This window comes from Leptothoe spongobia TAU-MAC 1115 (genome assembly GCF_018739885.1).
Classification (GTDB): domain Bacteria; phylum Cyanobacteriota; class Cyanobacteriia; order Phormidesmidales; family Phormidesmidaceae; genus Leptothoe; species Leptothoe spongobia.
The window spans coordinates 67,842-81,455 of the sequence record NZ_JADOES010000002.1 but is presented as its reverse complement, the minus strand read 5'-3'; the positions used below and the strand labels follow the sequence as shown (position 1 = coordinate 81,455).

The following is a 13,614-nucleotide window of genomic DNA, read 5'->3' as shown; positions in this document are numbered from 1 at the left end:
TTCTACTCACTTCACATTGAGGACTTCACATAACAAGTTATGGCCATAGCCATTAGCGGCATAAGTATTTTTACATAGATATAGAAGATTTTTTAAAAAACAAAAGAAAGTATAAGAGGTCCACCAAGGTGTCTACTTCTCCCTATATGAGAGGGATAATTACTTTTGTCTTTTTTAAATTCACAAAAAATAGGAATAATCAAAGTATAAATAATTACGTCTGATTAAAATCAGACATTTTTTTCAAAAAAATTCCCGAGATTTACGCAATCTTTATTTAGGAAGCCTTCTGCGTATATATACGTAGAAGGCTTTTGGTTGTAAATTACAGGCTAATAGATGATTTGGCCGTAGTAATACGGAGTCTGCTTTATCTCAATTTTTATAGAAGCCTGGGGAAGGTAGACCAGATTCTAGATTGTCACAACAAATTTTGCAATGCATCTTTGGGAATGCATTAAACCAGTGACTTCCTTAAAGCAGGCAACAACATCAGCTGAATCTGGTATAGGAAGTTTTAGACCTTAAACACCCCCTCGGGATTAACCGACATGAGTGGACGACGAGCTGTGCCCTCTCTCTGTAATACCTCATTGGCGGCTAATAATCCGCTGCTGATGGCTCGCTCCATGAGACCGCAGGGGAAGGGCATTTTTACCCAATCTCCGGCAAACATGAGATTGGATACGACGGTGGCACTTTCAGGACGGTTGGGATAACTACCGGGGGGGAACCCGGCAAAGTTCTTTTGGTTGACCAGTTCCTGATGTAAAATGTTAGCCCCTTTTAGCTCAGGAACAATTTCCCACAGTTCTTGTTTGAAGGTATCTAAGAGGGCCTGCTGGGTGGGAAACTGTTTTTCCTTATAACAGTAGGCATGGAGTTCGACCACACTGCCACCAGTGTCTTCAGCCCATTTTATATAGTCTCCCTGGACCTTGTGGTAGAGGGTAATACTATCGGTGAGGGCGTAGCCAGAGAGAGAGGTAAACCAGCTTTGCTCCCACTCAAAATCACGGTCTAACCAAAAGCGCCCTACGGCAAACGGATCGGCTACCTGGAGTTCATCCACCTGGGTCATGAGGGTGGGATTGGGTTCTCCCTGGGATAAGGCAAAGAGATTTTTGATGCCGGGAATATCGGCGGCAAAGATATAGTAGTCGGCCTCCAGACTGGCGGCTAGACCGTCAGCAGGTTTGACGGGATTAGCCGCGATCAGCTGGATCCGATCCCGTTCTCGTTTTAGCACCTTAAACTGGGCCAGATTCTCCTGGGCGGGACCGCTAATGACGTTACCCTGGGCATTGTAAACAGCACCGTGACAGGGACAGATAAAGCCATCCCCCTGGTCGGCGACTGTTTTATTGACACTGCAGCCCTGGTGGGTGCAGGTGAGAGAGATCGCCCGATCATTCTGGCCATGACTGGCATCGACGACAAATAGACGGTCGCCAGCGCCATAGTAGTCGGTGGTGTCGGTGCTGAGGAGGGAGTTGCGATCGCACCAAAACGGCACCGGATTCACGGCGATATTGCCTTTCTGGTAGTCAACGCTGGCAATTTTGCGATCGCCCCAATTTACCTGGCTGACCGTCACCCCGGTGAGAATCCGTCCACCATTGGCCTCAATCGCCTCACTTAAGGGATCCACCAAACAGCGACCCATATCTTCACAAGTCCCGTTAAAGGCCAGCCCCTCAGGATTGCCAAAAAAGTAAAAGTGGAAAAACTGCATCAGCTCCCCGGCACTGAGCACATCGGGTGCATTTAAGCTCGACTTGGCAAAGGGCAAAAAGTACAGATCGTATAGCCCCTTGGGAAATTGCCCCTGCCCCCATTCATCCACCGAGAGATGGTCCAGCCGCTCATAGGTTTGGGGCATACGGAAGCTAGTGATCTCTCGAAATACTTCCAAATGCTTGAGCTTGGTGAGGTTAATCCCCCAGCTCAGACGATTTTCTGAGGATACCGCCAGGTCCACAATGTTCCAGGGAAAGGCGGCATTACTCGGGTAAAAGGCCTCGGGCTTATAGCCATTTTTATAAAGAACGGAGTAGAAGTTGAGCGACTGAAAATTGTCCTGGGCCTTGAGCTCATCCACCAGGCTAAATAGGTTGTAATACTGGGGAAAGAAGCCATGGAAGCCGTGCTCCATGCGCAATTCATGCTCACCGACCTGGATCGGCCAGCTGGCAATTTTTCCGCCCAGTTGAGGGGAACGCTCCAGCAGTGTGACGGCAACCCCTCGCTTACTGAGTTCATAGGCGGTGGCCAATCCAGCCAGGCCCCCACCAATGATGACGGCGGTGGTGGGGCGGCCTACCGTCTGCGGTAAATCAAGTCGATCCACTTGATGGAGCGTCGGTTTAGGTTTAGCAAAGCGGGTATAGCTCAGGGTGCCACCAACGGCTCCAACGCCTAATAATTTAAGGGCACTCCGGCGTGAAATATCAGGAGTGTGCCAGGATTCAGAGAATGGATTCATTAAGGAAATAGACGTAATCGGTGAGCGACGGTCGAGGCTGAGTTTAGCCACAACCTATACGGAGACCTCAGGCTGCATGGATTGTCGATGGCTGTATTTAATTTGTTCAAACGTAATCAAAGTGGACCAGCCTGTTAACGACTATGCTGAGCAGCGAAAAGTCAATGAGATTCAAAAATGATGCGGTATGGACGGAACGTCTGGATATCCAAAAATTGAAACCGATTGAAGTTTGGGGTACCCATTTAAGCCGGGAAACCCTGACCAGGTGGGGAGTCAGGAGCCAGGAGTCAGAAATCAGTGAGGGACTGGATTCTGACTCCTGAATTCTGGATTCTATCCTGAGGAAAATTTCCCGCTTTGAGTTGAGACCCGAAGTTTGATTCCTTAAAGTGCATTTAGAGGATGACTAGCCAAAGTTTGATATAAATCAAGTTTGGTACAAATCTTAAACTATAAAGTCCTGCAGCGGCGCAATGTTTATGGCCTATTTGACAGCTCAAATTATCCGGTATTGGCGAGAAATTGGAGCTGTGGCCCAGCGAATTTTACTTGAGTTGGTGAGACGGCGACGAAGCCTGATTTTTTGGGCTATTTTTCCCACATTGCTCCTATTTCTGAATGGGGCGATCACGGCAGAACGGGCTTCATTAGAGTTTGCCGATGCCCTGGAGGTGGTGGCTCCGCCGACGTTGGTGGGGGCAGCGCTGTTTTTTAGCTGTTTAGGGGGGAGCGTGGCTACCGTGGTGGCTGAGCGGGAGCAAAATACGCTCAAGCGGTTATTCCTGTCACCACTGCGGGGGGTGTCCTATTTTTTAGGGATCGTGGTGGCCCATAGTGCCATTGGGGTGGGGCAGGCGTTGCTTGTGTTTGCGATCGCGCTTAGCCTTGGAGCCATTTTTCCCGGCCCCTGGCCCCTAGCGATGCTGATTATTCTACTCAGCATCCTGGCCTATGTCGGTGTCGGCTTTATTCTCGGTACCCAGTTTGCCCGTCGGACCGAAGATGTCAATGCTCTAGTGGCCGCCTTTGGGGTGCCATTATTGATCCTTGGCGGTGCCTTTATGCCCACCGCTATCTTTCCAGACTCCCTGTTGCAGCTAGCCCGGTTTAATCCAATTTTTCACATGACCGAGGCGCTCACGCTCACCATGGCAGGCGAACCCGCCGGTGGACATATCCGTTTTCTAAGCATGTTTGCGCTACTCATGGTCGTGACCGGTTGGTTGTCATACCGTCGTATGCTGCATTTGGAGCGACAGCTCTAACCAAAACGAGCAAAAATAGATCACCATCAGTTGAGCATAGTTAAGACCAATGACTTCAGACCCTGTCACCCAATCTCTCCCCAAACATGTCTCTCTGCTACAGTGTGGTCTCGGATGGGATGCCCAATCTGAGACAGAGCTGGATTTAGACATGGCTGTATTAGCGCTGGACACTAGCGGCAAACTAGTAGCCGGGAAAGAGGGGCTGATTTATGCAGGGCATCCTCGCCATCAATCGGGTGCGATCCAGTTGCTCAATGACAGCATTACTGGTGAAGGCGAGGGCGATGACGAACAGCTCTTGATCAATTTGCTAAAACTGCCTGTCAATATCACCAAGCTTATTTTTGTTGTCAATATTGACTGCGGCGAAGAGCAACAACAAGACTTTAGCCAAACCCAAAATGCCTTTTGGCGTCTCCTCAATAGCGCTAATAAACAAGTGTTGCTAAATCGTGCTCTGTCCAATCCACAATGGCAAGGGGTGACCACCCTTTTGGTCGCTACCTTGGAACGCACCGATACCCAATGGCAGTTGGCTTCCCACCTCGAACCCAGCTCGTTGAAAACCTAAATGAGTTGCTGTATCAGTATAGCTAGGGAGAGATAAATGACTAGCAGTTAAACGGCAATGGCTTGTCATCATACCTGTAGTCTTCAGGATCTAATCCTAATGCACAGGCATAGATAGGTAACGTATGTTGGTATTGCAACCTTTGAGGCAGCCGTCCACGACTATTGTTAGTAAAAGCAAACGGCTCACCCACATGTACATATTTAGGCCCCTCCATGGGAGACTCAAAACGTGGGGGTAAGTTAGGTACGGCATCTACGGTATTAAAAATCCGAAATGCCTTGGTTTTCTTGATCCCTTCTGATTTCCCTTCCGCATCAAAGAAATCCTCAAAATCACTATTCCCTACACGGGGACTGGCACTGGTATATAAATAAATCTCCGCGTCTTTGTAAATAGTCCTAAGCTCAGCGGCGGCTAATGTGGCTAATGCTCCGCCCAAACTGTGACCGGCAATGTAAATCCGCCGCTGATCAATCGGCTTACTTTCATCAAAGTGTTTTGCAAAGGTGGTACGAATTGACTCTGAAATTGACTGTAAACCTGCCGGTCGTTTTGGATCTGGACGTGTATATTGTGCTCTAAATCCCTTATGGACATAGCCTGGGACCGCAACCGGGTCTGATTTCCCTGGAACTTCTACTTCTAAAGGTTTCCAAGACTGATAAAATCGTGTGTTCGAGACCCAGTCTCCGATGGTTTGAGACCCTCTAAAAACAATGAAAAACTCATTATCTCGCTGAGCGACAAAGCCAAAAACAACTGACTTCTTCCGCAAGAAAAATATTTGTGAGAACAGCAGATCTTGCAAAACTGTATAATCAGAGCCAGATTCACCAGGCAAACTATTTAATAGCTGATCCGGCCCTGCCTTGAAGCGTTTTCGTGCTAATTTTCCCAGATACAAGAGCTGTCTGGCTCGGTCAATATCAAAGCTAGATTTTGTCGGATCTAGAACATTTCTACTAGCCACTCTTTAATTTCTCCAAGGTCTCTAAACAATCAAACTTCAGATTCTTTTTGAATCAGGTCCCCAATTTACTGTCTTATTGATCTAAATCGTGATTAGAGAATATAGGATCTGTCGGATCTCCGGCAGTACCCTTGGGGGTACTTTTTTTGAGTCGTCATACGTTAGGAAATTTGCACGGGTATAGCGTAGGGTGCTGTTCTTAACGCACCGCTAACGAGCTAGGTTGGTGGTGAAGCTGTATCCCACGCCAGGTTCAAAACCCAGCGCTAATCGGGGGCTGTCTGCTAAAGCGACAACTTGGCTGTGAGGCTCTGTATATAGCGGTTCCGGCTTGTTTTGAATACACCTTGATAGTGCCAACCACTGAAACCTCAAAATCGAGTGTATTCAGTGCGAATGAGAACCGCTATATAGAGCTTTTAACCATCTCTCAACCCCTACTCTGTGAGAAGTCTTGTGCCTATAGGTGCCGTTCTTAACGCACCGCTAACGAGTGTTAAACCTTGGAACGGTGCGTTTGCTTAGCAGCAACAGCACCTACGAGTCTTTGCTAGATATAGCAGGCTTTTAGCCGACTTTGTCGCTTGAGCGACAGCACTCAATTAGCGTTCGGTTTTGAACCGTGCGTGGGTTGGAGGCTCACCACCGACATTGGTGCAAGATGTGAGTAATATACAAATATTCTTGATTGATGAACTCTTTTTGACACCAGCGTAGGGTGCCGTTCTTAACGCACCGCTAACGAGCGTTAAACCTTGGAACGGTGCGTTTGCTTGGCCGCAACAGCACCCTACGAGTCTTTGTCGGTTAGTTTTGGCAATATTTTGAGCAGCTGCTCACCAAATTGATGTTTGAGATCGTTGCTGTCAGCATAGTTTTGATAAAAATGCCCCATATCCGAAAGCGTCTGTTTGAAGTTCAGCAGGGTCATAATTTCTGGGGTAATGCTGCTCATATTAATGGCAGCATCTTTGAAATAGGTATAAATTAGGGGCTTATCTTTATCCTTAAAGGTTTCCAATGCTACGAGGAATTCTTCTGAAGGAAAGCCTACACCTTATTTCGCCACCAACGCCTGATTTCTCAGATAGGGCATAGACTCATGCTGACGAGGCAGCAGTTTATAAAACAGATACAACAAAAGAAACAAAGACATTACAGCTACCACCACGTATCGATCCAACCATGGCGATACCGTACTCTGAAAATCACTCACTGACATAACCGTCTCCCGCTCAGCGGCTGGTTGGCCAAAAAACTTGATAGCTTTCCAACCAACAGCGGTAGCATTATAGAGCGCGTGGCATAGCATCGGTGCCACCAAGCTTGAGGTCCTCATATACAACAAGGCTAAGAACAGTCCACCCAAAAATATGGGAATAATGTCAAACCGAATATGAATAACCGAAAATAGCAACGATGAGGCGACAAGGCCTCTGGTCACGCCCCATCGCAGTCCCCATTTCTGAAAAATAACACCCCGAAAGATAAACTCTTCTAGCAAAGGGGCCAGGATGATGGTGGTGCAGAAGAACAGGATTAGCTCTGGAATATTCGTAAAGGTTTGGGTACTTTCAAAATAATTCTCCACGTAGCCTGGGGACACATGGGAGAGACCGTATAATGTAACCCGATTAAAGCTGAAGGAAAAGGTAAAAAGAGCTGCCGCTGACAAGATCGTGAACCCTATCATGCGACTGCTGGTCTTCTGCTTTAATCCGAAAATGGCCGATAGATCCAGGTTGATGGCCTGAGCCATTTTGAATAATATAACTATAAAATGGGAGCCAAGAACGATGCCAATGATGTTTCCAATCTGGTTACTGACCTTAATCTCAGCCAGATTTTGCCCACTCAACTGAGCCCCGATCAATACTGGGATGGCATATAACGTGCCTAAGGCAAAATATTTGAGCAGTATTCCTACAAGATTGATTTTAGAAAACACCTTTTCCGGTGCATCGTCTTCTGCCAACCCATCTGCTGCCAGACCACCTCTACGATCAGGCATAACAATCAGCAAGGATAGCCCCAACCAGTTGAATAGGCCAAACCAACCCCAAGCAGCTGCATATCCCTTGGCTTTGGCATATCCCATACATCCTCTAATAAAAGGAATAAATCCTCCTATCAAAGAACCCAGGACAACAACGGCGAATATGGAATAAACAGTAACGTATGTCCCCCCTGTCTCCCCGCCTGCTGCAGGGGAAGGGAGAAGGCCAAAAATTATAATTGGGAGCAACGTAAATGTCATTCCCATCAAAATCTGCTGGATGTATTTCTCCTGTTTAGACGATAGTGAGGCAAGCATATTGCAATACAATAATATAAGGGGGCTCATAGGCTAAAAATAGCCGCTACGACTGACTACAGTGGATTTACGCAGGATTCCTTAAATGGTGTTGCGATAGCGCAAGCGCTGACTTGTCAGTTCGCAGTCAGTCTAGATATCTTACATCAACCTCGAAGACCTTGCCCCAAGCATGACACCCCGGCTCTGGCGTACAATTGACCAATAACCGAGCCATCATCATCATCATCATCGCCGCCACCAAGTCTTAACTGGGGCCATCTCCAACTTACTCAACAAAACATCCCTCTGCGCAATCTTCACCCATGGCATCACCGTCCCAATATAATGAGTCCGCCGCCGCTTTTTCAGCGCCAACAACGCCACCCGCTGACTAATCGCCTCATCCGGTAACCCCCGACACAGCTCCACCACCGTCGCCGAGGTCACCTTCGACATTGCCGCCATCGCAATGGCAGCATTCATCACACCACTATGCTTCAGCTTCGACAACAGGGGCACCAGTTCGACTTCTTGCAAATCAAACGCCTCAATCACCCTCAGCGCCTCCGCAATCGAAATATTATTCGCCATCCCATTGGCTACTCCATTTCGCTGCCGCCGCACCTCATCCGGCAACAACGAATCAATGATGCCAAACATCTCATCCAGCATCCCCTTTATTGTCCGAAACTCACTCCGCCGCTTAATGGCGTCATACCGTAAAAACGCCAGCATTTTCTCATAAATCGTCAGTATCAGCTGGCTCGTATAGACATCCACCTCAATATCCCGCTGAAACCGTTCTAATGCCTGGGGATAGCTATCATCATCCAACCGCATCCGACTATGGATAAACTCATAAAGCGACGACAACGCCGCCGATACATTGTCTCTGAGATCCTGTAATGCAGGCAGATACAGCTCACCATTTTCCAAATCAGCCAGGTAGGGACTGATGGTTTGATAATTCTTCTCAGCACTGGCCACTAAGAAAAATAACGCCTCCAACAACAGATTTGCCTCTAAAATGGGTCCATTGTATTTTGCCGACAGTCCCCCCTGTTCCGCCTGAGCCAGCATAAACTCATAAAAACTAGTGGCATTGGCCTGTTCTATCCGCCAGGCCTTAAAAAATACCTCCGCCTTATTCATTTGTACCAGGGCAGACTCTTCTATCTGAGGATTTGCCGAGGATGCACCATTTTCACCTTTCTCATCCGCCAGCTGAGGCAACTCCAACAGCTTTACCGTGCCATCCAAAGCCGCCGTCGCCACATAGGACCGATTGGCCGCAAAGGCCAGGGCCACTGCATCCGCATCATGGCGAATCGTCGTCACCCGTCTGCCGGTGGCCACTTTGATAATATTAGCCGTACCATCTGCCGATACTGTTGCCAGATAACCACCATCCTCCGAGAACGCCACTCCATTAACAGGCCCCTCATGGTGAATGATGTACACACTTCTACCACCGGTCTCGGTGACCACCTTGATCAGCTTAATCGTGTGGTCCCACAAGCCAATGGCCAGATAGGTGCCAAAGGGAGAAGAGCAAATGGCCCATAGCTTTCCTTGATGGAGGATGGACGTGATTTTCTTGCCGGTAGATACTTTGGTGATTTGGGTATTCGCCCCAGTTGTCGTGGCAATGTAGGCCTCATCCGCCGAAAACCCCAGCACATCCACCGAACCATCATGGGGAAATGCGGTGACCTCATGCCCGGTGGCTACCGCCAGTATCTTGACTGTTTGTTCACTGGGCACGGCTAGATACGTCCCCCTAGGCGAAAAGTGTGGGGATTTTGCCAGATTGGTGGCACCTCCGGGCAGGGTGCGAATGGTTTTACCCGTGGCTACTTCGACAATTTTGACAGCCTTGGCAACAGAGACCATCGCCAGGTGGGTACCATCGGGTGAAAAGCAGGTAGATCGGAGGGGACCTTGATGCTGTACCGTCGCCACATCTTGACCCGTGGAGACATCGATAACCTTGACACTGCTATCGACAACAACGGCCAGATAGTGACCATCATTGGCAAATGCCATGGCCGTAAACCGCCCGGTGTAGTTAATCGTATGTAGTTCCTCGCCAGTTTGCACCTCAATGATTTTTGCTGTTGTGACCGATGGCGTTTCTGGTTCAAAGATCTGTTGCAGATAATAGGCTCCATTGGGAGAGAAAAAGCCAACCGGTTCAGATCCGTCAGCCAGGACCGACAAATCATCGTCAGCGCTAGCCCGATTAGTGGTGATTTTGCCGTCGGGCTTCACCAACTCGATAAAGATATTGGATAACAATGAGTCCAACCGACCACCGACCATCGTATCCGCAGACTGGGTACCTATATCCTCTGGACAGATGTCCATAAAGGCATCCTGCAACGCCGTGAGTTGCTGTCTGACAACGTATAAATTGGGAGGATCAATTTTGGCATCCCGCCGTAGCGATGAGAGTTTCTTCACTCCGTAGGTGGCATACTGATTGCTCTCGTTGTCATTGACAATGTCCTGACGAATACTCTCAAGGGCAATGTCCCGCGATTGGCTGAGCTTTTCCCGAGTTTTGACAAACTCATACAGGGTGGAAAGAGCCGTATCAATGCTGTCTTTACAGTTTTGCAGCTGGTCCAGGTTGAGATAGTCTTCCCCTGCGAGGAGCAGTGAGTTGATGGTCGCCAATGCCAGGTTGGTTTCTAAGATCAGCAGCCTTTGCTGATCCATGGGATTACCCGCCTCAGCGGCTTTATCGACCGCCTGCTTGATGCCATGTTGGGTGTAGAGATAAAAGGTGGCGTGGGTGGCTTGCTGGGTGGCTCGAAGGTGCTGCCAATGGAGGTAGTTCTGATTAAGCTGTTTGACGATGTCTAAAAACTGGTGGGGCAGATTATTTCTATCTTCTGGGGTGAGGTCAATGTGGATCGGGTCATCGTAGAGAACGTCTGGTGCAAACGTGGAAGACGATATTAAGGCAAGCATGCGGCAACGATTTTAGGGTGCTGATGGGCAAAAATAGCCACTACAGCTGACTACAGTGGCTTTATGCATGATTCCTTACATGGGGGTGCGATCTCAGCCAGATATTAGATACGTTGCTTCAGCCTGAGCCTTATTTCTAGCCCTGCCTAATCACAAATTAAGTTTGCTGTGGTTAGCTAGAATCAGAGCTAGAACTATTGAGAAATGCAGATGCAATACTCCAGCAAAATCGCAGCCGCACTGCTGACAAGTTTGGTGCTATCAGTCAGCTGTGCCTCTAATCCGTCTGATAGTCCAGTGAATTCCAGCGACAGCAGTAGCCAGGAGATTTCCACAGATGTCACAGCCACGCCTGATCCCTGTGCCGGGTCAGCTACGCCTACGCTAGTTGAAACAGGGACCGTTGAAACAGGGACCGTTGAGGCAGGGACCATTGAGACAGGGACCGTTGAGACAGGGACCGTTGTAGCCCAGACTATTCGTTACTTTGTGGATAATAGCGGTCTGGCAATTCGTGGCACTGACCCGGTTGCTTACTTTACTCAAGGTGGACCGGTTGCTGGCAGTACCGAGTTTACCCACACCTGGAACAATGCCACATGGCAGTTTGCTACCGCTGAAAATCGTGATCTGTTTGTAGCAAATCCAGAACAATATGCCCCCCAGTATGGTGGCTTTTGTGCCTGGGCCGTCAGCCAAGGCTATACCGCTTCGATTGATCCAAATGCCTGGAGGATTGTAGATGGCAAGCTTTATCTGAACTATAACAAAGGAGTACAGAGGCAGTGGGAACGAGACATTCCTGGCAATATTAGTCAAGCCAATGCGAATTGGCCTGGGATTTTAGAAGAGTCCTAATTAGCGTGGGTCTGTGACTAGAAAAACTCTTAAATAGGTTACCCAAAATAATTCCCCCTGTAGGGTGCTGTTAGGCGAAGCCGTAACGCACCGTATGGCTGGATCTGGAGCAGGTGTTGGCATATATCGGCGATCAGAATTTTAATGAGCCGATTATTGTGCAAGGTGTGGCCGGAGCTGGGAAATCTACCTTTTTCACCCTATGTGTTGATTTTTGATGGTTGGGATGAAATCAGTACGGGGTCAACCCAGGGATTTAAGGATGCCATTGATCAAGTGCTGAATGAAATTCGATCTCAATTTATCGATCAACGGCGAGGCAAACCAGCCATGCGGGTGATTTTGACCGGTCGTCCTAGTGTCGATGTGACCAGTGGAGAAGATGGGGCATACTTCGCAAATTTCTGCGCCCGGATCAATGCTGCCGGGGGACGACCCGAAGGATCTTTCCCGAACAAGATTCTAGCCAAATCTTCTTTTTTCCAAGCGGTAAATCTCCGTGAGTCCGACCTCCGTGGAGCTGACCTCCGTGAATCCGATCTCTATGGAGCCGACCTCCGTGGAGTCGACCTCCGTGAGTCCGACCTCTGTGGAGCTGACCTCAGTGAATCCGACCTCCGTGAGGTTAAAGGACTTGTTTTACGCCAAGCTAAACTTGCTCGCAATTGGAACGAAGCCAGATACGATGAGGCCTTTTCTCAAGAATTGCAATTGGCACAAAATTCTGAAACAACTTCATCTGATCACAAGTAATTGGTACCGTAGCGCAGCAGGTACAAAAACACCTGATACCCTATGCGAATTCCTTAACCCCGATTCACAATGGACAATGGTGTAGGGGCATCCCCTTGTGGGTGCCCTCGATACCAGGAGCTATCAGTCAGAATTTCGTATCAGTAACCCAGGTATCAAGAGCTGTTCAGCTGTCAGAGTCAGGTCAGGAAAAGTAACCGAGACAATAGTCTGATCACCTCGGAGCAGCTGAATATCATACTCTCCATCTACCAAGGTACAAACAGAAAGCGTCGGCTGTTTAGGCTTACCAATATGACGCACTCCCCCTAACCCCGCATAGTCCGCAATCCAATATTCCCCAATCCCCAAAGCCGCATAATCCTCAACCTTACGGGCATAAGCATTTTGCCAATTACCACTGACAACCTCAGCCACAAACTTAATCGAACTGCCCCTGGTCAAAATCGACTGTTCTGGCCAGAGCGGCTCATTCACCAGCTCTGTACGATCAATCACCGCAACATCAGGCCGAAACGCCGTCATCCTCGTATTACCTGGTCGAAACAACCCTCGCTGTAGCACAAACCAGGGTAAACCGGCCTGATCAATTTGGACACAAGCCTTGGTGGTGATCAAGGCAGCAACTTCCTCATGTTGACCTGTCGGTTCCAAGTCAAATACCTCTCCATCAATTAGCTCATAGCGATTATCACCGCCATAACGGGCGAGAAACTGATCAACACTCAAAAGCTGCGGTTGATGGATCGGCTCAGTTGCAAGGGTCATAGGTTACCTCAGCCCCAATCAATGACTTCAGTCTAGCAAATACGAAATTAGACCTTAACAACGATCAAAAAAGGATTATCGACCGATGGGACCAGGAGCAACAGAATCAAACCGCAAGAGATAAAAAGGAGGTTCTGCCGCCGGACCATCTCTTTGCAATGGTGGCGACCGATGCAACTGATTGACCGTCACATAGATCTTGTTATCCGGTCCAAAGGCAAACCCATCTGGCCAGCTCAGGTACCGATCATCCTGATGCAACAACCGATACTCCCCCTCGGCATCGATCACACCAATCCCACTGGCATTCAGATCCGTCACATAAATATTGCCAGCGCTATCAGCCGTCAGACCATCGCTGACCGGCTTATCGGCAAATAACTCCACCCGAGCACCCAGGGCTTCATCGGTCAGGGCTGTATTCAGCAAATCGCGGGTACGCACCCGATAAAGCTTTGTCCCCGACAACGGTCCATATGAAAATTCGGCCACTGGGGGTTACGGCTATATTGCCGGGGGGATTATTGAGACCAAATTCTGCAACAACGTCGATGTTGGGTGGGGGCTCGGCAAGGGTACTACTGGCTAATGTGGCTAGAGAGAGCAGGGCGCTGGTTGCAATCGCAACACCCCTAAAAAATGGTTTGTTCATACCCATACCTG

11 protein-coding genes are annotated in these 13,614 nt (G+C 48.7%); 4 read left to right on the top strand and 7 right to left on the bottom strand.

Annotated elements, in window-relative coordinates; all coding sequences use genetic code 11:
* Positions 1-517: 517 nt before the first annotated feature.
* Entirely contained in the window at positions 518-2,485 is a 1,968-nt protein-coding gene (locus IXB50_RS01195; RefSeq protein ID WP_215607169.1) for an FAD-dependent oxidoreductase, read from the bottom strand.
* Positions 2,486-2,991: 506 nt separating this feature from the next.
* Between IXB50_RS01195 and IXB50_RS01190 the strand changes: the two genes are divergently transcribed.
* Positions 2,992-3,753, top strand: coding sequence for an ABC transporter permease (locus IXB50_RS01190; protein WP_407658779.1), 762 nt, complete (start codon positions 2,992-2,994; stop codon positions 3,751-3,753).
* A gap of 49 nt (positions 3,754-3,802) precedes the next feature.
* The gene (locus tag IXB50_RS01185; RefSeq protein ID WP_246564030.1) at positions 3,803-4,327 is read left to right on the top strand and encodes a TerD family protein; all 525 of its coding nucleotides are present in this window, start codon (positions 3,803-3,805) and stop codon (positions 4,325-4,327) included.
* 40 nt (positions 4,328-4,367) lie between these two features.
* Here the strand turns inward: IXB50_RS01185 and IXB50_RS01180 are convergent, their stop codons facing one another.
* The 4 genes from IXB50_RS01180 to IXB50_RS01165 form a co-directional block, all read right to left on the bottom strand.
* Positions 4,368-5,300 carry a lipase family protein gene (locus IXB50_RS01180; RefSeq protein ID WP_215607106.1) on the bottom strand — a complete coding sequence of 311 codons (933 nt, stop codon included), beginning with the start codon at positions 5,298-5,300 and terminating at the stop codon, positions 4,368-4,370.
* Between the two features lie 790 nt (positions 5,301-6,090).
* Positions 6,091-6,321, bottom strand: coding sequence for a hypothetical protein (locus IXB50_RS01175; protein ID WP_215607105.1), 231 nt, complete (start codon positions 6,319-6,321; stop codon positions 6,091-6,093).
* A 36-nt stretch (positions 6,322-6,357) separates the two neighbouring features.
* Positions 6,358-7,398, bottom strand: coding sequence for a CPBP family intramembrane glutamic endopeptidase (locus IXB50_RS01170; RefSeq protein ID WP_215607104.1), 1,041 nt, complete (start codon positions 7,396-7,398; stop codon positions 6,358-6,360).
* Between the two features lie 444 nt (positions 7,399-7,842).
* Positions 7,843-10,572, bottom strand: coding sequence for a WD40 repeat domain-containing protein (locus IXB50_RS01165; protein ID WP_215607103.1), 2,730 nt, complete (start codon positions 10,570-10,572; stop codon positions 7,843-7,845).
* Between the two features lie 210 nt (positions 10,573-10,782).
* Here IXB50_RS01165 and IXB50_RS01160 point away from each other — a divergent pair, with 210 nt between their 5' ends.
* Positions 10,783-11,430, top strand: coding sequence for a YHS domain-containing (seleno)protein (locus tag IXB50_RS01160; RefSeq protein WP_326520696.1), 648 nt, complete (start codon positions 10,783-10,785; stop codon positions 11,428-11,430).
* 144 nt (positions 11,431-11,574) lie between these two features.
* Positions 11,575-12,183: a pentapeptide repeat-containing protein gene (locus IXB50_RS01155; RefSeq protein WP_246564029.1), complete on the top strand. Its 609-nt coding sequence runs from the start codon at positions 11,575-11,577 to the stop codon at positions 12,181-12,183.
* 123 nt (positions 12,184-12,306) lie between these two features.
* Here the strand turns inward: IXB50_RS01155 and IXB50_RS01150 are convergent, their stop codons facing one another.
* Both IXB50_RS01150 and IXB50_RS01145 read right to left on the bottom strand, forming a co-directional pair.
* The gene (locus IXB50_RS01150) at positions 12,307-12,951 is read right to left on the bottom strand and encodes a Uma2 family endonuclease (protein ID WP_215607101.1); all 645 of its coding nucleotides are present in this window, start codon (positions 12,949-12,951) and stop codon (positions 12,307-12,309) included.
* Between the two features lie 75 nt (positions 12,952-13,026).
* Entirely contained in the window at positions 13,027-13,443 is a 417-nt protein-coding gene (locus IXB50_RS01145) for an L-dopachrome tautomerase-related protein (RefSeq protein ID WP_215607100.1), read from the bottom strand.
* Positions 13,444-13,614 lie beyond the last annotated feature (171 nt).